This is a genomic window from Hominiventricola filiformis (assembly GCF_020686965.1).
In the GTDB taxonomy this organism is placed as follows: Bacteria; Bacillota; Clostridia; order Lachnospirales; family Lachnospiraceae; genus Hominiventricola; species Hominiventricola filiformis.
Genome location: NZ_JAJEPS010000003.1, coordinates 164180 through 185866 on the forward strand (window position 1 = coordinate 164180; position 21687 = coordinate 185866).

Genomic DNA, 21687 nt, shown 5'->3' on the forward strand with positions numbered 1-21687 from the left:
GCGCTCCGCCTTTTTTACTCTGACGCTATTTTACCACAACATCAGAAAACTTCCATCCTTTTCACAGGAATTTCACGTTTCTGCCAGGATCTATGAAGAACAGAACTCATGATTATGAAGCAGTTCATGTTCTTTTCCTTTCAGGAAGCCTTCATAGAGGGACATTACCATCGGGTTCTCATCACATTTTTTAATCACCGCTACATTATCTGCACGATAAATGCCTTCCTTGCGGGCTGCTTTAGTACGGTCACCTGCCAGACGCGGCTGACCGCCACCCATGATACAGCCTCTGCGGCATGCCATGACCTCTATCAGATGGTAATTCTTCTCACCGCTCTGTACCTGTTCCATGACTTTTCTTGCATTGGCAAGACCGCTGACTACACAGATATTTAATTCTGTTCCTCCATATGGAACAGAAAATTCTCTGATCAACCCGTCTTCATCGTCACCACGTACACCACACTCTGCAATGCTCTCCAGCGTTGCTTTGTCATGTCCCGGTACCAGATGACGTATCACTGCCTCGGTTACACCACCGGTTACACCGAAGATCACACCGCCGCCGGATCCAAATCCGAACGGGATATCGGAAGATTCCGGCTCCAGCTCTGCAAAATCAATGCCGGTCATACGGATCATATCGATAAACTCGGTCGTTGTGATCACATAATCGGTATCCTGCTCCCCATTGGTAAAGCTGTTGGGACGTTTTGCCTCCATCTTCTTCGCTGTACACGGCATGAAAGATACCATGACGGTCTTCTTACCCTGACTGTTTTCCGGATTTCGGAAATACTCTTTGGTTACCGCAGACATCATTCCCTGAGGAGAACGGCAGGTAGATACATTCTCCCTGTAATCCGGGAACTGCTCTCCTACGAATTTCACCCATGCCGGGCAGCAGGAGGTCAGAAGCGGAAGTTTTCCGCCATTTTTCAGACGATCCAGAAATTCTGCAGACTCCTCCACAATCGTAAGATCCGCACTGAATGCGGTATCGTATACTTCATCAAATCCCATGCGGTGAAGCACATTGACAATCTTGCCCATCACGCTCTTGCCCTTAGGAAGTCCGAAGGCGCCGCCGACTGCCACACGCACTGCCGGAGCTACCTGTGCTATCACACGAGTATCCGGATCAGCCAGTGCTTCCCATACTGCTTCTCTGTTATGACGGATGCTGATGGCACCGGTCGGGCAGAAGATCTGACACTGACCACAGTTGACACAATCAGTTTTTGCAATCTCTTTGTCAAATGCCGGCATCACCATAGCTTCGGAACCACGGAATGCAAAATCAAGTGCGCCTACCCCCTGCAGCTCATTGCAGACACGTACACAGTTACCACAAAGAATACATTTATTCGGATCACGCACGATGGACGGAGAACTGAAATCAATCGGCTTTTGCTCTCTGTAGTTGTTGTATCTTACACTGGTCACGCCAAAACGGTGTGCCAGAGTCTGCAGATTACAGTCACCGCTCTTGACGCAGGTAGTACAGTCTCTGCAGTGTGCAGCCAGTAAAAGCTCGATAATCAGCTTTCTGTAGCGTTTCAGTTTTCCGGTATTGGTGTAAATCACCATACCATCCCTTGGCTCCTCTGAGCAGGAGGCAAAGGTTCTTCCCCGGTCATCTTCCACCGTACACAGACGACACGCTCCAAAGGTGGAGAGTTCTGAATGATAACACAGTGTAGGAATATCAATACCTGCCTTACGAATGATGGTCAGGAGATTTTTTTCATCGGTAAATTCTACTTTTCTACCGTCAATTGTAATGATTCCCATATTTCTCCCCCTTTCTACATTTCAACATAAACAGCGTCAAATGCACAGTTGTCTTTACATGCTGAACACTTGATACACAGGTTTGGATCAATATGGTAGCACTCTTTACGCACACCGGTAATAGCGCCAACAGGACAGTTCTTCGCACATTTTCCGCAGCCTTTACAGTAATCCGGATTGATGATGAAGCGACGCATTGCCTGACAGACTTTCGCACGGCACTTATGATCGCGGATATGCTCTTCATATTCCTCACGGAATGTTTTCAACGTACTTAATACCGGAAGCGGAGCACTCTTGCCAAGCCCACACAGAGCCATGCTCCGAATCATGGTTGCAAGCTCTTCCAGCTGATCGAGATCTTCCATCCTGCCTTCTCCGGCTACAATTCTCTCCAGAATCTCCAGCATACGCTTGGTACCCTCACGGCACGGTACGCATTTACCACAGGATTCTCTCTGGGTAAAGCTCATGAAGAAACGGGCAACCTCTACCATACAGGTATTGGTGTCCATAACTACCATTCCGCCGGAACCAACGATGGCATCAAATTTCTTTACAGAATCAAAGTCAAGGGGTTCATCCAGATGTTTCTCTGTCAGACATCCGCCGGACGGTCCGCCGATCTGTACTGCTTTGAACTGAGCGCCATTCTTCAGACCGCCGCCGATATCAAAGATAATCTCTCTTAAAGTACTTCCCATCGGGACTTCGATCAGGCCGGTATTTTCGATGGCACCGGTCAGTGAGAAAGTCTTGGTTCCCGGGCTTCCCTCCGTACCAATGGTCCGATACCAGTCTGCACCCTGCAGAATGATCTTCGGAACATTAGCATAGGTTTCTACATTATTCAGAACCGTCGGTTTCTCCCACAATCCCTTTTCTACCGTTCTTGGCGGCTTGACACGCGGCATTCCTCTCTTACCTTCGATGGAAGCCGTCAGTGCGGAACCTTCACCACATACGAATGCACCGGCACCTCGGTTAATATGTAAGCGGAAGGAGAAATCCGTTCCAAGGATATTGTCTCCTAACAGTCCTCTTTCTTCCAGCTGTGCAATGGCATGGCGCAGTCTGGCTACAGACATGGGATACTCGGCACGTACATAGATATAACCATCAGCTGCCTTTACTGCATAAGCGGCGATCATCATACCTTCAATCAATTTGAAGGGGTCACCTTCCATAACGGAACCGTCCATGAATGCACCAGGATCACCCTCGTCACCGTTACATACCACATAACGAACCGTTTCTTTCTGACGTGCTACCTGTTTCCACTTGCGTCCGCAGGGGAAACCTCCGCCTCCACGTCCTCTTAATCCTGAGCGGTCTACTTCATCAATAACCTCGTCTCTGGACATCTCGAACATGGCTTTGTTCAGTGCCTCAAAGCCGCCGGATGCAATATACTCATCCAAAGATTCCGCATCCACACGACCACAGTTTTCCAGAACAATTCTTGTCTGTTTTGCCATGAACGGAATATCTTCCGGATGCTTATAATGAACATCTTTCTTCGTATAAAGCAGATGATCGACGATCTCTCCCCTTACGACCGTCTCTTCAAAAATCTCTCTGCAGTCTTCCGGCTGTACCTTTACATACTGAATCACTTCATCCCCGCGCTGGATTCTTACGAGGGGTCCAAGTTCACAGAAGCCCTGACATCCGGTTTTCTTAACGCCTACATGCTCCCCGTCTTCATCGTGAGGTGCAAAATCAAGCACGATTCCCGGTGTGTTTTTTACCAGTTCCAGAAATTCTTCGTAGATCTTCGTGGAACCTGTAGCAATACATCCGGTACCGGAACAGACCAGAATCCGGCAATCATAAGCTTCAATCTGCCGTCTGGCATCTTCTCTTACCTGCTGAAGCTCTTCCCTTGTCATCATGGTTTATCCCCTCCCTCTCAATTCTTCGATCACCGCCAGTGCTTTCTCCGGTGTCATGGAAGGATGCACGTCTTCATTAACCATCATGGTAGGTGCCAGACCACATGCTCCAAGACAGGACACCGTCTCTACGGTAAACATCATGTCATCCGTTGTATGCTTTTTCTTACTAAGTCCAAGTTCCTTCCAGAGCGCTTCCAGAACCGGCATGGACTTCCGCACATGACAGGCGGTACCATCACAGACTTTAATCACGTATTTTCCCTTTGCTTCAAAGGAAAAATTCTCGTAAAATGTTGCTACACTGTACGCTTTCGCCTCTGTAATTCCAATCTGCTCTGCTACATAGGTGAGCAGCTCCCCCGGCAGATAGCGGTACTCCGCCTGGATGTCCTGCATGATGGGGATCAATGAACGGGCATCCTTGCCATAATGTTCAATGATCTCATCTGTCTTACTGTAATAAGACTGGTCAAGCATTTTCGTTATCCTCCTTATCCCATATACTTTTATGCATTTTGTGCATAATACGATGTGTTAATTCTATCATTTTTCAACGTTTTGCACAATTTCCATTTTTCACAGAATTTGGGTTCGGAATTTGACAAATCCAATAGTTAGTACATGTTAATAAAGTTAGTGCTGATGTCAAAACAAAAAAATCCTCTGGATTTCTCCAGAGGATTTTGTCAGAAAAGCCTGTATTTAAGCCAGTGCAGGAAATGGGACTTGAACCCACACGAAGTCACCCTCGTCAGATTTTGAGTCTGATGCGTCTGCCATTCCGCCATTCCTGCGCATCTAACTCAATTATCTTACCACAAGTTTCTTCAAAGTGCAAGAAATTATTTTACAAGTTCTTTTAAAAATTATTTCTTACTTCCGTCAGATTCTTCTTCATCCTCCGGCGGGGTCTCCAGCATAGAGTATGCAATATTGGTTGCATGGTCAGCCACGCGCTCGAAACCGGAAATGGTATCGGAAAATACCATGCCTGCTGCTGCGGAACATTCATTTTGAGTCAGACGCTCAATATGATGTTTCTGAAGTTCACGCTCCATCTCATCAATGCTGTCCTCCAAAGTCATGATATCATATAGATGTTCCCTTGTATTATTGGCAAACATGTCCATAGCATATTTGAGAATGGTGTTCACTCTGGATCCCATCTCTCTTAATTCCTCTAACGCAGTATCACTGAAAGCAATCTGCTCTTTGATACGGGTCTGGGCGGAATCTGCCAGATTTTCCGCATGATCACCGATACGTTCGATATCATTTACCACATGGAACAGAGCACCGATACTCTTACTATCGTCAATAGGAAGGGTCATCTGGCTGATCTTCACCAGATAATTGGTGATTGCATGGTTCATAAAGTTAATCTGCTTTTCCACTTCATAGATCTTACTGATCTCATCCTCATTTAAGGTAATTAATGCATCCAGACCACGATTCAGGTTCTCATAGGCAAGTTTACCCATATGCTCCAGCTCTCTGACAGCCTCGATGACTGCAGTTGTCGGAGAAAATACCGCTTTCTTTCCAATATAAAGAAGTTCGCATTCGCCCTCTGCGGTCTCATCCTCACCCGGCACTGCTAAATAGGTCAGTTTTACAATCCCCTTCGTAAACGGAAGCAGCATGATAACCTGGCTGATCTTAAACAGTGTATGGGCATTTGCCACACATCTTCCCGGTTCCGGTCCGGAGATGGTCTGCAGCAGATACAGCACCAGATCCCCTGCAAATGTCAGGATCAGGAAAATAATAATGGTTCCGATAATATTGAAGAACAAGTGAATCAGAGCTGCTCTCTTCGCATTTTTATTTCCATTCAGAGATGCCAGCAGTGCGGACATACAGGCACCAATATTACATCCCAGAATGATATAGAAGCAGATCGGAAGCTCCATCAGACCCTGCTGTGCCATCAGAAGAAGGATACTGACGGTTACAGAAGAACTCTGAATAATTGCCGTGATGACCGTACCAAGGAGTACACCCAGGAACGGATTGGTCAGGCTGCTTAAGAACTCTGCCACCAACGGAGAATCCTTCATATTGGACATGCTGCCGGACATAATGTCCAGTCCCATGAACAGAACTCCGAATCCAAGAATGACTTCACCGATCTTCTTAATCCGATCATTCTTCACAAACTGCGTCATCAGCACACCCACAAAGAGGATGACCGGCGCATAAGCTGACAAATTAAAGGACACCAGCTGTGACGTAACCGTCGTACCGATATTTGCCCCAAAAATAACACCGGCTGCCTGATACAGATTCATCATGCCGGCATTTACGAAACTGACGACCATAACTGTCGTCGCACTGGATGACTGGATCACCGCGCAGAACAGAATTCCGACCAGTGTTCCCATAACCCGGTTGGAAGTTACCGCTTCCAGAATATTACGCATTCTGGCTCCGGCTGCCTTCTCCATACCATCTCCCATCTGATGCATACCCAGAAGGAAGAGGCCGAGTCCGCCCATCAGTGTCACAATTACACTCAAATCCATTTTTTCTCTACCTCATTCGTCCATTTTATGACAAAACAAAAGCGTATGTTGTTTAACATACGCTTTACTAATACTTTACATGAATTTCATAAAACTTACAAGGGTTTCTTTTGTTTTATTTTGCTTTTTCCCCAGTTTACATCAGATAAAATCCTTCTTTTCAGCACTTCCAGAGATTCAAACTTCTGTTCCGGGCGCTCAAACTCCAGAAATTCCACCCGAAGCTTTCTTCCATAGAGGTCTCCGTTGTAATCAAAAAGGTACGTCTCTACCCCTTTCTGCTCCGTGGCCCCTACCGTTGGCTTGTATCCGATATTGGTGATTCCGTAATACTCCCACTCTTCTCCGTCCATGGGAATGGTTCTGGTAAGATAGACCCCATTGGGCGGAAGCAGTTTCACCTGCGGAGGAAGAAGATTCGTCGTCGGAAGCCCCAGAGTCCGGCCGATCTGACGGCCATGAAGCACTTCTCCTGTCACATAATAAGGATATCCAAGCAGCTCATTGGCCAGTGGAATATTTCCCTCATGCAGTGCTTCCCTTATATAGGTGCTGCTGATATCCCGACCATGGCTCTGTGCTTTTTCCACCACTTCCACTTGAAACCCATACCTGTCTCCCAGTTTCAGCAGAAGTTCATAATCCCCTCTTCGCTGATAACCAAAGTGAAAATCCGTCCCTACTGCAATAAAAGCTGCTTTTAACTGCTCTACCAGAATCTTTTCCACAAAACGTTCCGGTTCCATATGGGCAAGTTCCGGTACAAAGGGACATTCCACCAGGCAATCAATGCCTTCCTCTTCCAACATAGCACGGCGTTCTTCATTTGTAATAATATTCTGGGCGGATAATCCTGACAGCACCCTAGTCGGATTCTGCGTAAAGGTAAAAATCACCGATGCAAGTCCGTTTTTCTTCTGCTTCAGCACCTCATCCAGAAGTTTCCGGTGTCCGCGATGGAGCCCGTCAAATTTTCCCAGACTGACTGCTGAAGGTCTGTCCATGGTATATCCGATTTCACCTGTCACATACTTCATACTGTCCCTTTTCACTTCTCGTAAAACATTTTCTCCGGACGGAACTGATCTCTTTTGCTGTCATAAGCATAGACGCCGATAAATACTCCTTCCGGGTCATATACACGGAACCATTTTCCACCGTCCAGGGAAATATCTGATGATTTTTCCACCATCTGATCATTTTCTGTCAACGCCTGTGTGGATGTAAATGGATTTCCGTTATATCCAAGCTTTGCCGCTTCTTTCGTAAGCTTCAGTGCCGGACAGTCAGAAAATACCTGATCGACAGGCATCACAATTTCAGTAATCCTGTTCTCATCCCGGTACGTTTCCACTTGTGCAAGAGTCAGGCTGTCCTTCAGAAGAAACTGGCCTACTCTGGTTCTCAGAAGACTTTCCATACATCCGTGGCACTTAAGTTTCTCTCCGATATCATGACACAAGGTCCTGATATATGTTCCCTTAGAGCAGAACACGTTCATCCTTACTCTCGGAAGATGAATCTCCTCGATCTGAATCTCATAGATCTCCACCGGGCGGGCTTTCCGCTCCACCTCTTTTCCTGCTCTCGCCAGATCGCAGAGTTTCTGTCCGTTCACCTTCAGTGCGGAATACATAGGTGGAATCTGGTCATAAGGCCCCACAAAGCTCATAATTGCTTCTCGAACTTCCTCTTCTGAAACATCCACCGGTGCCTCCTGCAATACGTTTCCTGATACATCCTGGGTGTCCGTGGACTGTCCCAGCAGCAGCACCGCCTCATAGACCTTACTGTGGTCTGTCAGCATGTCGCAGAGTCTGGTTCCTTTTCCCAGACACACAGGAAGGACGCCTTCCGCATCCGGATCCAGCGTCCCTGTATGTCCGATTTTTTTCTGTTTTAAAATACCACGCAGCTTTGCCACTACGTCGTGTGAGGTAAAGCCGCGCTCTTTGTAAATATTAATAACTCCGTTAATCACTAATCTTCCTGCCCTTCAAGCTGCCGCTCGATGTGTAAGGTTAAATTATTTACAATATCATGAAAAGTTCCCTTCATGGTCACTCCGGCTGCCCGGACGTGTCCGCCGCCTCCAAAATAAGAGGCCACTTTGCTGACATCCACAATATTTTCAGAACGGAGGGATACTTTATATTCCATATAATCAGTTTCATAGAGGAAAATTGCTACCTCTACCCCCTTCGTCTGCTTCATTTGACTGACAATGCCATCCAGATCCGTGGTGGTTACTCCAAAGAAATCCATATCTTTCTGCCGCATGACACTGACAATGCATTTGCCATTTAAGAGACGCATGCTTTCCAGCAATGCTTTTCCCATTACCTGGTTCTGAAGATAGGTCTTCTTGTAGAAAGTCTCCTCCAGGATCTCCGTATACGGGATCTGCTTCTCCATCAAAGCCGCAGCCAGCCGCATGGTCTCCGGTGAAGTGCAGCTATACTGGAACACCCCTGTGTCATGGGCAATTCCCATGTACAGAGCAGACGCTGCGTCCCTGGAAACTTTTTCCATATCCAGCAATCTGCAGATTACTTCGCAGGCGGAGCTTGCGTCTCCGTCAATGATATTCGTCAGAGCATAGCCTTTATTGCTCACATGGTGGTCAATACAAAGGGTTTTTCCGGCTTTTTCGAAAGCCGGCTGTGCTTTTCCCAGACGATCCAATGCCGCACAATCCACGGCAATGAACAGGTCATATTCCCGTTCCTCTCCGTCAGGCACACGGAGTTCCGAAAAACCTTTGAGCATGGAAAACTTGTCATCCGGCTTTTCCAGCCACATATCAGCTTCCACCTGTGGAAAATTATCATTGATGTAAGTCCATAATCCGATGCAGGCGCCAACGCTGTCACCATCCGGTCGGATATGACCGGCAATGGCCACTGTAGTAACGCCTTCCAGTTCTTTCTGCAGCTGCATACTTATTCCCCGTCTTTCTCTTCACTCGCTCCGTCTTTGCTTACCACATCATCAATCATTTTAGACATATTCACTCCATACTCGATGGACTGATCAAGCACGAACGTGATCTCCGGCGTATTCCGGAGGTTCAGTTCTTTTGCCAGCTGACGGCGCACATAACCTACTGCACTCTTTAATCCTGCCATAGTATTTGCCTGCGCCTCTTCATTTCCAAGAACGCTGATAAATGCCTTGCAGGTCTTCAGATCCGGAGCCACTGATACAGATACAACCGATGTCAGCGGACTGATACGCGGATCCTTGATCTCACCCCGGATAATCTCGGAGAGGACTTTCTGTACCTCTCCATTGATCCGGGTATTTTTAATACTGTTTTTTCTCATTCTATCTCGGCACCTCTACCATTGTATAGGCTTCAACCACATCCAGCTCCTGGATATCGTTGAATTTATCAAATACAAGACCGCACTCGAAACCGGCCTTTACTTCTTTTACATCATCCTTGAAACGCTTCAGGGAAGCCAGCTCGCCTTCGTAGATCTGTTTGCCCTCACGGGTAATACGAACTTTGCAGCCGCGCTGGAACATACCGTCAAGCACATAGGAACCTGCGATGTTGCCGACACCGGATGCCTTGAAGATCTGACGGATCTCCGCGTGTCCAATGACTTTCTCCTCGAAGATCGGATCCAGCATACCCTTCATGGCACGCTCTACATCTGCGATAGCATCATAAATGACTCTATAGAGACGAACGTCTACTTTCTCACGCTCTGCGGTCTCTTTTGCAGCCGGATCAATTCTGGTATTGAAACCAATGATAATCGCATTGGATGCACTTGCCAGAATAACGTCGGACTCGTTGATGGCACCAACAGCTCCATGGATGCATTTTACTACGACTTCCTCGTTGGAAAGTTTCAGGAGGGACTGTTTCACAGCCTCTACGCTTCCGGCAACATCCGCTTTGATGATCAGATTCAACTCTTTTAAGTTACCTGTCTGGATCTGGGAATACAGATCATCCAGAGACATCTTAAGCTTGGTGTCCTCCAGCATCTTCTCACGGCTCTCTTTGATGAAGGTCTCTGCGAAAGTTCTTGCCTCTTTATCACTCTCCGGAGATACGAAGATCTCACCTGCCATCGGTACGTCATTAAGACCAAGAATCTCTACCGGCGTGGACGGACCTGCTTCCTTGACTCTGCGTCCTTTATCATCCATCATGGCACGTACTTTACCATAGGAAGCGCCTGCCGCAATGAAATCACCTACATGCAGGGTACCTTTCTGTACCAGAACGGTAGCAACCGGTCCCTTTCCTTTGTCAAGCTCTGCCTCAATAACAAGACCTCTCGCCTGACGTTTCGGGTTTGCTTTCAATTCCAGAACATCTGCAGTCAGAAGTACCATTTCCAGAAGATCCTCAATACCTTCTCTGGATTTTGCAGATACCGGAACACAGATAGTGCTTCCGCCCCAGTCCTCAGAGATGAGGCCGTACTCGGTCAGTTCCTGTTTTACACGGTCTATGCTTGCGCCCGGTTTATCAATCTTATTGATGGCAACGATAACTTCTACACCTGCTGCCTTGGCATGGTTAATTGCCTCTACAGTCTGCGGTTTTACACCATCATCTGCAGCCACTACCAGGATGGCAATATCCGTGGAATTTGCTCCACGCATACGCATGGCGGTAAATGCCTCATGTCCCGGAGTATCCAAAAATGTGATCTTACGGTCTTTGATGGTTACGGTGTAAGCACCGATATGCTGGGTAATACCACCTGCCTCGCGATCTGTTACGTTGGTATGGCGGATCGCATCCAGAAGGGAAGTTTTACCATGGTCTACGTGACCCATAACACATACAACCGGCGGTCTCTGTACAAGGGTATCCTCCGGATCTTCCACATCCTCCAGAAGTTTTCCGATGACATCCTCTTTTACTTCCGGTTCCGGATCAAAGTTATATTCCAGTGCAATCTCACCTGCTGCCTCAAAATCCAACTCAGAGTTTACAGTCAGCATCTTGCCTTCCAGGAACAGTTTTTTAATGATTGCGGACGGCTGAATCTTCATGCGCTCTGCCAGATCAGAAATACTGATCATCTCCGGAAGCGGAAGCTTCTTCGGTTCCGTACTTTCTTTCTTCTGCTCAACAGGCTGCGGAGCCGGTTTGATGAAACGTCCTGGACGATTCTTCAGTTTGCTGATATCCTCATCCTTATACTGTTTCTCCTGTTTCTGATGGTTACGATTATCGTAACGTCTGTTTTCCGGCTTGGTCTCTACCGGCGTATCAAATGCTTTATTCATCTGACGTCCGATTCCGCCACGTCCGTTCTGGCCGCCGCGTCCGTCACGTCCGCCCCCCTGGCCTCCACGGTTAAATCCATTGCCCTGCGGTCTGTCTCCTCCGCGGTTGTATCCACCGCCCTGCGGTCTGTCTCCTCCGCGGTTATATCCACCGCCCTGCGGTCTGTCTCCTCCGCGATTGTATCCGCCGCCCTGCGGTCTGTCTCCTCCGCGATTATATCCCTGACGGTCTCCCTGCGGTCTGTCTCCGCGGTTATATCCCTGACGGTCTCCCTGCGGTCTGTCTCCGCGATTATATCCCTGACGGTCTCCCTGCGGTCTGTCCCCGCGATTATATCCCTGACGGTCTCCCTGCGGTCTGTCCCCGCGGTTATATCCCTGACGGTCTCCCTGCGGTCTGTCTCCGCGGTTATATTCCTGACGGTCTCCCTGCGGTCTTCCTGCAGGACGTCCCTCAATTTTGTTTTCTGTTCTTGTCTCAGCTGCCTTCGGAGCTGCTGCCGGTTTTACTTCCGGTTTTACCGCCGGTTTTGCTTCTGCCTTCGGAGCTGCTGCCGGTTTCTGTGCCGGTTTGGCTGCCTGAGTCTTCGGCTGTGCCGGTCTTCTCTCCGGGCTCTTTCTGTCACGACTGTTCTCTGGATTGTGTACTACAATAAATTTCTTTTTCTTCGGTTTTGCATCCTGTGCCGCACCTTCTGCTGCCTTGGCAGATTCCTGATTCACCTGGGCGCGTACCTGATCTGCCTGATTATCTTCCAATGTTGCCATATGTGTTGTCACCTCTATATTTTTCTCTGCCAGCAGAGAAATGATTTCCCTGCTTGTTTTGTTCAGTTCCTTAGCGAGTTCGTAAACTCGAATATTTCTATTTGCCATACATCTGCCTCCAGTGACTATTGCTGGGAAAGTTCCCGGGCTGCCGCTCCGGCTAATCCTTCGTCTTCAACAGCCATTGAAATACGGAAATCTTTTCCGCATGCGCGCCCCAGTTCTTCTCCTGTACCAAAAAAGTACAGGGGAATCTTTCTGAATTCACACATGTCCGTGAATTTCTTTCTCGTATTCTGTGAGGCTTCCTCTGACACTATCACAAGCTTTGCCTTACGTTGCTTTATAGATTTTTCAACGGAGAACTCTCCGCTCACCGCTTTGCGCGCTCTTGTGGCAAATCCGAGATAGGACAGAATTTTATCCTTCTGCAAGTCCTTCCATCTCCTTTTCAAGACGATCATAGACTTCCTGCGGGATGGCCATCTTAAAAGACCTCTCCAGGCCTCTGGATTTTATCGCTCTCCGGAGGCATTCCGGATTTTTGCACAGATAGGCTCCCCGACCGTTTTTTCTGCCGGTCGTATCCAGAACTATCTCATTCTCCGTCGTCCGCAGAATCCGCATCATCTCTTTTTTACTTTTCATTTCCTGACATCCGATGCACTGGCGCATCGGGACTTTCCTGACTGTACTCAAAGCAATTACTCCTCTTCTGAACCGGTCTCTGCCTCGAGCTCCGGCTCTTCGTAGTTTTCTGCATCCTCATCGTCGTCATCTTCATCGTAGAATCCCTCGTAGAATCCTTCGATCGCATTTGCCTGACTCTCGCTCTTGATATCAATCTTGAAACCGGTCAGTCTTGCTGCCAGACGCGCGTTCTGCCCTTCTTTACCAATAGCCAGGGACAGCTGATAATCCGGTACAACTACCTTTGCAGTCTTCTCTTCCGGATCTGCCAGTACGACAACAACTTTTGCCGGGCTCAGCGCGTTCTCAATCAGGAGTGCCGGATTCTCATTCCAGTTAATGATATCAATCTTCTCACCTTTCAACTCGTTAACGATGGAATTGACTCTGGCACCGTTCATACCTACACACGCACCTACCGGATCTACATTCGGATCATTGGACCATACGGCAATCTTGGTTCTGGAACCTGCCTCACGGGCAATGCTCTTGATTTCAACAATACCGTCTCTTACCTCGGTTACCTCAGACTCAAACAGACGTTTTACCAGTTCCGGATGAGTTCTGGACAGAAGGATTCTAGGTCCTTTGGTGGTATCCTTTACTTCCAGAATGTATACTTTGATACGCTCCGTCGGTTTGAACACTTCTCCTTTGACCATCTCGTTCTCATTCAGGATCGCATCTACCTTACCAAGGTTCACACTTACATTCTTTCCGATATAACGCTGAACCACACCGGTAACCACGTCTTTTTCTTTTGCATAGTACTGATCAAACAGCACTTTACGCTCTTCCTCACGGATTTTCTGAAGGATGACGTTTCTTGCATTCTGAGTTGTAATACGTCCGAATTCCTTGGATTTGATCTCTTCACTGACTACATCACCGAGTTCATATTTGCTGTCAATCATTTTAGCTTCCGCCAGACTGATTTCAGTTACATCATTATCCGGTTCTTCCACAACAGTCTTATCCACATATACATGGAAATCATAGGTGTTGCGGTCAATCTCCACACGGAAGTTGTCGGTATCTCTTCCGAAATGTCCCTTACATGCGGTAATTAAAGAATTCTCAATGGCTTCCAGCATGATTTCCCTGCTGATATCTTTCTCCTTTTCCAGGGTTTCCAATGCCATTTTTAATTCATTGTTCATTTTTTGTATTTTCCTCCTTAAAAATCAAACGCCAGCCGGATCAGCGCAATATTGGATCGTTCGATCACAAGCTCAGCTTCCTCTTCAAACTCCAGCGTGACGGTATCTTTATCCCACGCCTTTAAAATGCCTGTAAACTCTTTCTGTCTGTCCATGGCCCGGAACAGTTTCACATCCACAGATTCTCCCAGACTTCTCTCCAGATCCTTGTCTTTTTTCAGCGGTCTTCCGAGTCCCGGAGAGCTCACTTCCAAAATATAGGCTTCCTCAATAAAGTCTTCCTCATCCATGCGATCTGACAAAGCACGGCTGATCACCTCACAATCATCAATGGTGATTCCACCAGGCTTATCGATGTATGCACGCAGAAACCAGGTTCCTGCCTCTTTCACAAACTCCACATCTACCAGTTCAACCTGATGTTCTTCCATCATCGGCAGCAGTAAGGCTTCCGTCTTCTGCTCATACAACTCTTTCTTGGCCAAATATGCTCCTCCTCTTCCGGATAAAAAGTATTCAGACATATAAGAAGGAGTGGACTTAATGCCCACCCCTTTCTTCAGTCTACGTATCATGTTATCTTCAAGTATATCACAAAATACTATAATTGCAAGACTTTTTTTCTGATAATTACAGTCTTGCCACGCCGGTTTCCCGTGCTGCGTCTGCAACAGCCTTCGCAACTGCCTTACCGACTCTCTTATCAAATGCCTTCGGAATGATGTAATCCTCGCTCAGCTCCTCATCTGTAATGAGATCTGCCAGCGCTTTGGCTGCTGCCAGTTTCATCTCGTCGTTAATATCCTTCGCACGCACATCGAAAGCTCCGCGGAAGATACCCGGAAATGCCAGTACGTTATTAATCTGGTTCGGGAAATCACTTCTTCCTGTTGCCACAACTCTTGCGCCGCCTGCCTTTGCATCATCCGGGAAGATCTCCGGTGTCGGATTTGCACATGCAAAAATGACAGCATCTTTATTCATGGTCTTTACCATATCCGGTGTTACCATGCCCGGTGCGCTGACACCGATGAAGACATCTGCTCCCACCAGCATATCTGCCAGGCTTCCGCTCTTCTTCTCCAGGTTGGTGACTTTCGCCATCTCCTCTTTCACCGGATTCATGCCCTCAGTACGTCCTTCGTAAATTGCACCCTTACGGTCACAAAGCGTAATATTTTTTACACCTGCAGTCAGAAGAAGGCGGGTGATGGAAATAGCCGCTGCACCTGCACCATTGACTACGACTCTGACATCCTCTTTCTTCTTTCCAACCAGTCTCAGCGCATTGGTCAGACCTGCCAGTGTAATGATGGCAGTACCGTGCTGGTCGTCATGGAAAATCGGAATATCACATTTTTCTTTCAGTTTTCTCTCAATTTCAAAACAGCGGGGAGCGGAAATATCCTCCAGGTTAACACCTGCAAAGCTGCCGGAAATCAGGTAAATCGTATTGACAATCTCGTCCACATCATGGCTCTTGATGCAGAGCGGGAATGCATCCACATCACCAAATGCCTTGAACAGAACACATTTTCCCTCCATAACCGGCATACCTGCTTCCGGTCCGATATCACCAAGTCCAAGTACAGCACTTCCGTCAGTCACTACCAGACACAGGTTATGACGGCGAGTCAGCTCATAACTCTTCTCCACATCCTTCTGGATCTCCAGACACGGCTGTGCAACCCCCGGGGTGTAGGCAAGGGAAAGATCATCTTTATTCTCTACCGGAACAGTAGCCACCACCTCGATCTTACCTTTCCACTCTTTGTGAAGTCTTAATGATTCTTTTGCGTAATCCATCTTCGCTCTCCTCCTGCTCTTTACGTTTAAGCTGTTTTTATCATATCCTTATCCGGCGCTTCTGTCAATTGGTAATTCCAATTTTTTATTTGTTTTTACCAATCAATAGTTACCAAGGATTTTAAAATTCACAGCTTCTTCCATCATACCGCGGATGGCATTTTTCACTGCACTGTCATTTAAGTTTCCTTCAAAGTCCACGAAGAAATGATATTCCCAGTTGCGTTCCGGAATCGGTCGGGACTCAATCTTGCACATATTGAGATCATTATAGATCATATGGGACAAAATATTGTAAAGGCTTCCGCTCTTATGCGGCAATTCAAAGCAGATGCTGACCTTCTTCGCATCCGCTGCATACATTTTCCGGTTGGTGACAATAATGAAACGAGTGGAGTTAAATCGGTTGTGGTTGATGGGCATCTCCAATACTTCCAGACCATGGAATTCCGCAGCCGCCGGACTTGCAATGGCAGCCTGGGTCTTATCCTGTTCTTTGTGTACTTTTTCTGCTGCTACCGCTGTATTAGAAAGACTGATCTGTTTCCACTCCGGATGACTGTCCAGATAGACAGAACACTGCATAAGTGCCTGCGGATGAGAGTAAACAGTCTTAATATCGGAAAGCTTTGTACCCGGAAGTCCCAAAAGCGCATGATTGATCTTCAGGATCTGTTCGCCCACAATGTAGTTATCATATTCTTCCAGCAGATCATAGATAGCATCCACCTCGCCTGCGGAAGAATTTTCGATAGGAAGGACTGCATAATCCGCCATACCTTCTTTGATAGCCTCCATGCACTCTTTCCAGGTACTCATATGAAAAATATTCACATCTTTTCCAAAATACTGCATGGCTGCCTCATGCTGATAAGCGCCCTCCAGTCCCTGATACACCACGCGGCAGTGTTTTCGGTCAATCTGATCAATTCTGGTAAACGGAAGGCTTCCAGATACTCCTTCCTTCTCCAGCAGCTGATACTGCAGCTTCCGACTCATAGCCATAATCTGCTGGAACAATTCCTGAACGCCATGACAGTTAAAAGAATTATGTGCCAGTGCACTAAGACTCTCCAGTTTCTGCTGCTCCCGCTCCCGGTCCAGAACTTTTTTCCCATTGGCAATCTTGTACTCTGCCACCCTGCGGCTGACATCCATCCGCTTTTCAAAGAGATCTACCATGGCCTTGTCAATGGTATCAATTTCTTTCCGAAGTTCGTTTAAATCTTCCATGTATCTTTTTGTATCCTTCCTGCTGTATTTATATCTTATTTGTTCGCTTCCCGGTACAGTTCTCCCAGATAAGAAAGGGAGCCGAATGCCAGAATCACATCCTCTGATCCCGCCAGACGTCTTGCTTCCCGGACTGCATCTCTGATACTTCCCATGGCCCGGACATGGGGATTATATTTTCTCACTGTCTCTGCCAGTGCCTCAGCTGACAGGGCCCGCGGATTATCCGGTGTCATAATCGTCAGTATCTCTTCAGCCAGCGGTGCTGTCTGCTCCGCTACCACTTCGTATTCTTTATCCGCCAGCACACCCATAATAAAAATAAGACGGCGTCCCTTCAGATCCTGAAGAATGGAGTCTCTCAGCACTCGGGCTGCATCTCTGTTATGCGCGCCGTCCATCAGGAAAAGAGGTTCTTTTGCAACAACCGAGAAACGCCCCTGCCAGATCGTATGACGCATTCCCTTCCGAATGGCTTCCTCCGAAATCACATATCCCATTTTATTCAGCTCATCCAACACATCAAGCGCCAGCGCTGCATTTTCAAACTGATACTCTCCTGCCAGCGAAATCTCCACCTGTGTTCTTTCTTTATAGGAAAAGCTCTGCTTCATAAGTCCTCGGTTCCGGTCCCGTATCCGTGTGGTATCCACAAAGCTCATCGGACATCCACACTCTTTTGCTTTCTGCTCAATCACAATTCTGCTCTCCGGCTTCTGAGCAGCACTTACTACCTTACATCCCTTCTTGATAATTCCCGCCTTCTGAGCAGCAATTTCCCCCAGTGTATTGCCAAGAACTCCGATATGATCCATGCTCACCGGTGTCAATGCCGCCACCAGTGTATTCTTTATCACATTGGTTGCATCGGTAAGTCCTCCCATACCAACTTCCAGTACGACAATATCGCACTTCTGCTCCACAAACCACAAAAATGCCAGTGCCGTCTCTGCTTCAAACATCGTCGGATGTCCGTCTCCGGCTGCAAGCATCTGCTCACCGGCCTTTTGGATCTGCTCCGTCAGACGAACCAGTCCTTCCCTGGATATGTAGGTTTCATTTACCTGAATCCGTTCCCGGTAGCTGAAGATTGTCGGAGAAATATAACGTCCCACCCGGTATCCGGCTTCTTTCAAAACTGTGGAAACATATGCCAGCGTGGATCCTTTTCCATTGGTTCCCGCCACATGTACAAATTTCAGCTGATCCTGCGGATTTCCCAGAATCGCAAGCATCTTTTTCAACGGTTCCAGCGAGATCTCCCCTTTATACTGGTTGCAGTCTGCCAGAAACGCTTTTGCTTCTTCGTATGTCATCTTTTTATCTCTTTCCCGCACCTGCTCTGCTGTGCGCATAATCAGATATAGTATAGTATAATCCGTCTTCTATTTCAAATACTATGTATATGATGAAACGAAATTTTTTGCGATGTGGTATGGCCGGATGGTGTATGGAAATCCTGTGGACCGGCCTTCATTCTTTTCGAGTCCGGGATCCGAAACTGACCGGACACTCCTCCCTCTGGATGTTTCCCATCTACGGATGCGCCGCCTTTCTGGAACCGCTGATGCGGCGGCTTATCTCCACCCCTTTCTGGAAACGCGGTCTTATCTATATGCTGTGCATTTATCTGGGGGAATATACCAGCGGTATTCTACTTCGGTACAAGAACGCATGTCCCTGGAATTATGAAAAAAGCCCCTTTCATATCCAACGTGTGATCCGGCTTGATTTTGCTCCTCTTTGGTTCTGTGCCGGACTCTTTTTTGAACGTCTTCTGATGCATTCAGATTCCTGAAAAAAATTTTCTTTTTTCTATTGCATTTTTCAGGAGAACGATGTATTATTCCGGGTTAGAGAGTTTTTAATAAAACATCCAAATATTAGGAGGTATCTATGAGACATCTGATGAGTCCCCTGGATTTCAGTGTTGAAGAGCTTGACCATCTTCTGGATCTCGCCCATGACATTGAATTACATCCGGAAAAGTACGCACATGCCTGTGAGGGTAAAAAACTTGCAACCATTTTCTATGAACCAAGTACCCGTACCCGTCTTAGTTTTGAAGCTGCCATGTTAAATCTTGGCGGTAATGTTTTAGGTTTTTCTTCTGCAGCAAGCAGCTCCGCTTCCAAAGGTGAGAGTGTTTCTGATACCATTCGTATGATTTCCTGTTTCGCCGATATATGTGCCATGCGTCATCCAAAAGAAGGTGCGCCAATGGTAGCCAGCGCTGTTTCTTCCATTCCGGTGATCAACGCAGGTGACGGCGGTCATCAGCATCCCAGCCAGACATTAGCTGATCTTTTAACTATCCGTTCTTTGAAGGGACGACTGGATCATTTTACCATCGGTCTGTGCGGAGACTTAAAATTCGGCCGTACCGTTCATTCTCTGGTACGCGCACTTGCACGCTATGAAGGTGTAAAATTCATTTTCATTTCTCCGGAAGAACTGAAGATGCCAAGTTATATTAAAGAAGAGGTTCTGGAAGCCAACGGTATTCCTTACCGCGAGGTAGAACGTCTGGAAGATGTAATGTCGGATCTGGATGTTCTCTACATGACCCGTGTACAGAAAGAACGTTTCTTCAACGAAGAAGATTATGTACGTCTGAAAGATTTCTATATTCTGAACAATCAGAAAATGGAACTGGCAAAAGATGATATGATCGTCATGCATCCGCTTCCCAGAGTCAACGAGATCTCTGTCGAAGTGGACAAGGACCCAAGAGCCGCTTATTTCCGTCAGGTACAGTATGGCGTCTACGTTCGTATGGCCCTGATTCTCACACTTCTGGAGGTAAAAGTATGTTAAATATCGGTGGACTTCACGAAGGTTTCGTACTGGACCATATCGAAGCCGGCAAAAGCATGGAAATCTATAAATATCTGGGACTCGACAAATTTGACTGTACCGTTGCCATTATCAAAAATGCCAAAAGCAACAAGATGGGCAAAAAGGACATTATTAAGATTGAGTGCCCGATTGATGAAATTGACCTGGATGCACTGGGATTCATCGATCACAACATCACAGTCAATATCATAAAAAATGATAAGATCGTGGAAAAGAAAACTCTTTCTCTTCCGAAAGAGATTCATAACGTGGCAAAATGCAAAAACCCGCGCTGTATCACTTCCATTGAGCAGGAGCTTGAGCAGGTCTTCCTTCTGACTGATCCGAAGAAGGGTATCTACCGCTGTAAATACTGCGAAGAGAAATACACTCACAAAAAGAAAAAAGCTTAATAAAGGAAGAGGAATCTGGCATCACTGCTCAGATTCCTCTTTTATTTCTTCACGTTCTCGTTTCTCCGCCGCCTGCTCATCCAGTCGGTCGTGCATCCATCCTTTGATTAAATGATAGATAAATCCAAAGACCGGCACGCCGATGACCATGCCGACAATTCCAAAGACACCGCCGAACAACAGAATCGAAAACAATACCCAGAAACTGCTGAGCTGCGTGGTGTTTCCCAGAATCTTCGGTCCCAGAATATTTCCATCGAACTGCTGCAAAATGATGATAAACACGACAAAATACACACATTTCAGCGGATCTACCATCAGAATCAGCGCCGCCGTCGGAATAGCACCGATAAACGGTCCAAAGAACGGAATGATGTTGGTTACTCCAATGATCACACTAACCAGAACTGCATATGGCATATTTACCACAACAGTGAACACCATACAGATCAGGCCGATAATGAGTGAATCCAGAAGTTTTCCCTTGACAAATCCTCCCAGATAGTCGTTTAGAATATTCGTCTCTTCAATAATCCACTCTGCGCGCTGAAGTTTCAGTTTCTGCCCTCTTTTTTTGCGCCTTTCGTTGATCTCTGTCAGATCACGATAAGGGAAAAATGCCTGCACCATAAGCCTCGCCTGCCGGCAGAACATTTCCCGGCTGTTCAGGAAATAAACTGCCACGATAAGACCAATGATCAGATTCTTTGCCACACCGATCATAGTCAGAAGACTGGAAGACACACCGGTAATAATATTATTGATATTAGGAAGCAGACTCGTCTTCGCAAAATTCTGCACATAGTCCACAATATCCGTGGAATACTGCTCCACATAATTCAGCATCACCGGATTATCTTCCACCAGCTTTTCCAGCCAGGCACTTGCTGTCTGAATATATCCAGGCATGGCTTCCACCAGAAGCAGAATGCTGTTCACCAGCTGCGGCACCAGCATGGCAATCAACGCATAAATGATCAGGCAGAATAACAGAATACTGCCCAAAATTGCAATTCCTTTAAAGAGACCCTGCAGCTTCTTTCTTTTTTCCGGTGTTCTGCGGGTAAGCTGTACTTTATCGACCAGATAATTTTCTATAGAATTGCATACCGGTGTCAGAAGATAGGCAATCACTGCACCGTAAATAAACGGCATCAGAATATTAGCTATCACTTTTACATAATGTCCCAGTTCTTTCAGCCGGAACACTACAAAGAAGAACAGAATACACATGGCCACCGTCAGAAAAACAGCCAGTCCTTTATAATAGTAATCTTTCCACTTCTCCTTCATACCT

General features: G+C 46.9%; 20 protein-coding genes and 1 tRNA gene. 3 read left to right on the plus strand and 18 right to left on the minus strand.

What is annotated here, in order from left to right:
- Positions 1-90 precede the first annotated feature (90 nt).
- From LKD36_RS05085 to LKD36_RS05165, 17 genes are all read right to left on the minus strand, one after another.
- Positions 91-1797, minus strand: coding sequence for a [FeFe] hydrogenase, group A (locus tag LKD36_RS05085; protein WP_308458947.1), 1707 nt, complete (start codon positions 1795-1797; stop codon positions 91-93).
- 14 nt (positions 1798-1811) lie between these two features.
- Entirely contained in the window at positions 1812-3692 is a 1881-nt protein-coding gene (locus tag LKD36_RS05090; protein WP_118769264.1) for an NADH-ubiquinone oxidoreductase-F iron-sulfur binding region domain-containing protein, read from the minus strand.
- A gap of 3 nt (positions 3693-3695) precedes the next feature.
- Positions 3696-4172: a complex I 24 kDa subunit family protein gene (locus LKD36_RS05095; RefSeq protein WP_118769263.1), complete on the minus strand. Its 477-nt coding sequence runs from the start codon at positions 4170-4172 to the stop codon at positions 3696-3698.
- A 234-nt stretch (positions 4173-4406) separates the two neighbouring features.
- Positions 4407-4489, minus strand: a tRNA-Leu gene (locus LKD36_RS05100).
- A 72-nt stretch (positions 4490-4561) separates the two neighbouring features.
- Positions 4562-6220, minus strand: a complete 1659-nt coding sequence (locus tag LKD36_RS05105; RefSeq protein ID WP_118769262.1) for a Na/Pi cotransporter family protein — start codon at positions 6218-6220, stop codon at positions 4562-4564.
- Positions 6221-6315: 95 nt separating this feature from the next.
- Positions 6316-7257 (minus strand): bifunctional riboflavin kinase/FAD synthetase, encoded by a 942-nt coding sequence (locus LKD36_RS05110; RefSeq protein WP_118769261.1) that lies wholly within the window; start codon positions 7255-7257, stop codon positions 6316-6318.
- An 11-nt stretch (positions 7258-7268) separates the two neighbouring features.
- On the minus strand, positions 7269-8201 hold the full coding sequence (gene truB, locus LKD36_RS05115) for a tRNA pseudouridine(55) synthase TruB (protein WP_308458948.1): 933 nt from the start codon (positions 8199-8201) through the stop codon (positions 7269-7271).
- Positions 8201-9160, minus strand: coding sequence for a DHH family phosphoesterase (locus LKD36_RS05120; protein ID WP_118769259.1), 960 nt, complete (start codon positions 9158-9160; stop codon positions 8201-8203). The genes truB and LKD36_RS05120 overlap by 1 nt, the downstream gene beginning before the upstream one ends.
- 2 nt (positions 9161-9162) lie before the next feature.
- Positions 9163-9546, minus strand: a complete 384-nt coding sequence (gene rbfA / locus LKD36_RS05125; protein WP_118769258.1) for a 30S ribosome-binding factor RbfA — start codon at positions 9544-9546, stop codon at positions 9163-9165.
- Position 9547: 1 nt separating this feature from the next.
- The gene (gene infB / locus LKD36_RS05130) at positions 9548-12358 is read right to left on the minus strand and encodes a translation initiation factor IF-2 (RefSeq protein ID WP_308458949.1); all 2811 of its coding nucleotides are present in this window, start codon (positions 12356-12358) and stop codon (positions 9548-9550) included.
- A gap of 17 nt (positions 12359-12375) precedes the next feature.
- Positions 12376-12714 (minus strand): L7Ae/L30e/S12e/Gadd45 family ribosomal protein, encoded by a 339-nt coding sequence (locus tag LKD36_RS05135; protein WP_118769256.1) that lies wholly within the window; start codon positions 12712-12714, stop codon positions 12376-12378.
- Positions 12671-12925 (minus strand): RNase P modulator RnpM, encoded by a 255-nt coding sequence (rnpM, locus tag LKD36_RS05140; RefSeq protein WP_308458994.1) that lies wholly within the window; start codon positions 12923-12925, stop codon positions 12671-12673. The genes LKD36_RS05135 and rnpM overlap by 44 nt, the downstream gene beginning before the upstream one ends.
- A gap of 29 nt (positions 12926-12954) precedes the next feature.
- Positions 12955-14100 carry a transcription termination factor NusA gene (gene nusA, locus LKD36_RS05145; protein ID WP_118769254.1) on the minus strand — a complete coding sequence of 382 codons (1146 nt, stop codon included), beginning with the start codon at positions 14098-14100 and terminating at the stop codon, positions 12955-12957.
- A gap of 17 nt (positions 14101-14117) precedes the next feature.
- Complete coding sequence (locus tag LKD36_RS05150; protein ID WP_308458950.1) at positions 14118-14585, minus strand: ribosome maturation factor RimP; 468 nt, start codon at positions 14583-14585, stop codon at positions 14118-14120.
- Positions 14586-14730: 145 nt separating this feature from the next.
- On the minus strand, positions 14731-15906 hold the full coding sequence (locus tag LKD36_RS05155; RefSeq protein ID WP_308458951.1) for an NAD(P)-dependent malic enzyme: 1176 nt from the start codon (positions 15904-15906) through the stop codon (positions 14731-14733).
- A gap of 102 nt (positions 15907-16008) precedes the next feature.
- Entirely contained in the window at positions 16009-17139 is a 1131-nt protein-coding gene (gene pheA, locus LKD36_RS05160) for a prephenate dehydratase (protein WP_308458952.1), read from the minus strand.
- 35 nt (positions 17140-17174) lie between these two features.
- Positions 17175-18455 carry a bifunctional folylpolyglutamate synthase/dihydrofolate synthase gene (locus LKD36_RS05165; RefSeq protein WP_308458953.1) on the minus strand — a complete coding sequence of 427 codons (1281 nt, stop codon included), beginning with the start codon at positions 18453-18455 and terminating at the stop codon, positions 17175-17177.
- A 92-nt stretch (positions 18456-18547) separates the two neighbouring features.
- Here LKD36_RS05165 and LKD36_RS05170 point away from each other — a divergent pair, with 92 nt between their 5' ends.
- From LKD36_RS05170 to LKD36_RS05180, 3 genes are all read left to right on the plus strand, one after another.
- Positions 18548-18937, plus strand: a complete 390-nt coding sequence (locus LKD36_RS05170) for a putative ABC transporter permease (protein ID WP_308458995.1) — start codon at positions 18548-18550, stop codon at positions 18935-18937.
- Between the two features lie 98 nt (positions 18938-19035).
- Positions 19036-19956, plus strand: a complete 921-nt coding sequence (gene pyrB / locus LKD36_RS05175; protein WP_118769249.1) for an aspartate carbamoyltransferase — start codon at positions 19036-19038, stop codon at positions 19954-19956.
- Positions 19950-20390 (plus strand): aspartate carbamoyltransferase regulatory subunit, encoded by a 441-nt coding sequence (locus LKD36_RS05180; protein ID WP_308458954.1) that lies wholly within the window; start codon positions 19950-19952, stop codon positions 20388-20390. The genes pyrB and LKD36_RS05180 overlap by 7 nt, the downstream gene beginning before the upstream one ends.
- Before the next feature lie 21 nt (positions 20391-20411).
- On the opposite strand, the gene LKD36_RS05185 is transcribed toward LKD36_RS05180, so the two are convergent.
- Positions 20412-21683 (minus strand): AI-2E family transporter, encoded by a 1272-nt coding sequence (locus tag LKD36_RS05185; protein WP_308458955.1) that lies wholly within the window; start codon positions 21681-21683, stop codon positions 20412-20414.
- Positions 21684-21687 lie beyond the last annotated feature (4 nt).

What these genes read in the sequence shown, in the direction of transcription:
- pyrB (WP_118769249.1), top strand. Translation starts at nt 19,036, where the DNA reads ATGAGACATCTGATGAGTCCCCTGGATTTCAGTGTTGAAGAGCTTGAC.
- rbfA (WP_118769258.1), bottom strand. Translation starts at nt 9,546, where the DNA reads ATGAGAAAAAACAGTATTAAAAATACCCGGATCAATGGAGAGGTACAG.
- LKD36_RS05180 (WP_308458954.1), top strand. Translation starts at nt 19,950, where the DNA reads ATGTTAAATATCGGTGGACTTCACGAAGGTTTCGTACTGGACCATATC.
- pheA (WP_308458952.1), bottom strand. Translation starts at nt 17,139, where the DNA reads ATGGAAGATTTAAACGAACTTCGGAAAGAAATTGATACCATTGACAAG.
- LKD36_RS05085 (WP_308458947.1), bottom strand. Translation starts at nt 1,797, where the DNA reads ATGGGAATCATTACAATTGACGGTAGAAAAGTAGAATTTACCGATGAA.
- LKD36_RS05090 (WP_118769264.1), bottom strand. Translation starts at nt 3,692, where the DNA reads ATGATGACAAGGGAAGAGCTTCAGCAGGTAAGAGAAGATGCCAGACGG.
- LKD36_RS05135 (WP_118769256.1), bottom strand. Translation starts at nt 12,714, where the DNA reads ATGATCGTCTTGAAAAGGAGATGGAAGGACTTGCAGAAGGATAAAATT.
- nusA (WP_118769254.1), bottom strand. Translation starts at nt 14,100, where the DNA reads ATGAACAATGAATTAAAAATGGCATTGGAAACCCTGGAAAAGGAGAAA.
- LKD36_RS05105 (WP_118769262.1), bottom strand. Translation starts at nt 6,220, where the DNA reads ATGGATTTGAGTGTAATTGTGACACTGATGGGCGGACTCGGCCTCTTC.
- LKD36_RS05095 (WP_118769263.1), bottom strand. Translation starts at nt 4,172, where the DNA reads ATGCTTGACCAGTCTTATTACAGTAAGACAGATGAGATCATTGAACAT.
- LKD36_RS05120 (WP_118769259.1), bottom strand. Translation starts at nt 9,160, where the DNA reads ATGCAGCTGCAGAAAGAACTGGAAGGCGTTACTACAGTGGCCATTGCC.
- infB (WP_308458949.1), bottom strand. Translation starts at nt 12,358, where the DNA reads ATGGCAAATAGAAATATTCGAGTTTACGAACTCGCTAAGGAACTGAAC.
- LKD36_RS05155 (WP_308458951.1), bottom strand. Translation starts at nt 15,906, where the DNA reads ATGGATTACGCAAAAGAATCATTAAGACTTCACAAAGAGTGGAAAGGT.
- LKD36_RS05170 (WP_308458995.1), top strand. Translation starts at nt 18,548, where the DNA reads ATGAAACGAAATTTTTTGCGATGTGGTATGGCCGGATGGTGTATGGAA.
- LKD36_RS05165 (WP_308458953.1), bottom strand. Translation starts at nt 18,455, where the DNA reads ATGACATACGAAGAAGCAAAAGCGTTTCTGGCAGACTGCAACCAGTAT.
- LKD36_RS05185 (WP_308458955.1), bottom strand. Translation starts at nt 21,683, where the DNA reads ATGAAGGAGAAGTGGAAAGATTACTATTATAAAGGACTGGCTGTTTTT.
- rnpM (WP_308458994.1), bottom strand. Translation starts at nt 12,925, where the DNA reads ATGCGCCAGTGCATCGGATGTCAGGAAATGAAAAGTAAAAAAGAGATG.
- LKD36_RS05110 (WP_118769261.1), bottom strand. Translation starts at nt 7,257, where the DNA reads ATGAAGTATGTGACAGGTGAAATCGGATATACCATGGACAGACCTTCA.